General features: G+C 68.1%; 2 protein-coding genes. Both read right to left on the reverse strand.

What is annotated here, in order from left to right; all coding sequences use genetic code 11:
• The coding region (locus ACXJKR_RS32440; RefSeq protein ID WP_457326357.1) for a VC_2705 family sodium/solute symporter at positions 1-915 on the reverse strand (915 nt) is incomplete at its 3' end.
• A gap of 73 nt (positions 916-988) precedes the next feature.
• Positions 989-1,427: putative PEP-binding protein (locus ACXJKR_RS32445; RefSeq protein WP_457326359.1), on the reverse strand; the 439-nt coding region annotated here is incomplete at its 5' end.

The following is a 1,427-nucleotide window of genomic DNA, read 5'->3' on the forward strand; positions in this document are numbered from 1 at the left end:
CTTCAGCGCGGCGACCTGAGCGGCCGCCCTGCCCTGCTCGTCGGCCAGCGCCTGGGGCACGTCGGCCAGGCGCGCGGCGGCTGCATCGGCACGCCGCTGGTGGATGGCGCGTACCTGCAGCTCGCCCGGATCGCGCATCAGCTCACGCTCGCGCTCGGCCAGTTGATGCAGCTGCTGGCCGTAGACGAGCTGCGGCAGGGGCCAGCCGGTCTGCTTGACGCTGAGCCAGATGACCGGCACCAGGTAGGCCAGGATCATGATCAGGTACTGGGCCACCTGGGTCCAGGTGACGGCACGCATGCCGCCCAGGAAGGAGCAGACCAGCACGCCGCCCAGGCCGACGAAGACGCCGACCTCGAAGCCCAGGCCGGTKAGCCGCGTCGTGATGAGGCCGACGCCGTAGATCTGTGCGACCAGGTAGACGAAGGACACCAGGATGGCGGCACCGGCTCCCACCAGCCGCAAGGCGCGGCTGTCGAAGCGTTCGGCGAGGAAGTCCGCCAGCGTGAATTGCCCGAAGCGACGCAGATAGGGCGCGATGCACAGCGCCACGAGAACGAAGCCACCCGTCCAGCCCAACACATAGGCCAGGCCCGCGTAGCCGCTGGCGTAGAGCGTGCCTGCCAGGCCGATGAAGGTGGCCGCGCTCATCCAGTCCGCACCGGCGGCCATGCCGTTGTACAGCGGCGGCACGCGCCGGCCGGCGACGAAGTATTCGGCCGGGTCGGTGGTGCGGCAAAGGATGCCGATGACGGCGTAGACGGCGACAGTCGCGCCGAGGAAGGTGTAGCCGATCCAGACCTTGGGCAGGCCGCGCTGCTCGCCCAGGCCCAGGCCGACCACCAGGGCGATGAAGCTCAGTGCGAACAGGAAATAGCGGCGGTGCAGGGGGCTGGCGGACACGGCCGCGATCATGGCAATAAAAAGCCCGGATTCCCCTTACGGAGAACCCGGGCTGGTCGTCAATCGCGAAGACTTGCTTGGCGCTTTACTTGGCGGCCAGGCGCTGCCAGGTCTCGATCACCGTGTCCGGGTTCAGCGAGATCGACACGATGCCCTCCTCGGCCAGCCAGTCGGCGAAGTCCGGGTGATCGCTGGGACCTTGGCCGCAGATGCCGATGTATTTGCCGGTGGCGCGGCAGGCGCGGATGGCGCGCGAGATCATGGCCTTGACGGCCGGGTCGCGCTCGTCGAAATCGCCGGCCAGCTGCTCCAGGCCCGAGTCACGGTCCAGACCGAGTGTGAGCTGCGTCAGGTCGTTGGAGCCGATGGACATGCCGTCGAAATGCTCCAGGAACTGCTCGGCCAGGATGGCGTTGCTCGGCACTTCGCACATCATGATGATGCGCAGGCCGTCCGTGCCACGCTTCAGGCCCCGCTCCGCGAGCATCGCAACGACCTTTTCGGCCTGCTTCACGGTGCGCACG

Source organism: Roseateles sp. P5_E11, from assembly GCF_054049355.1.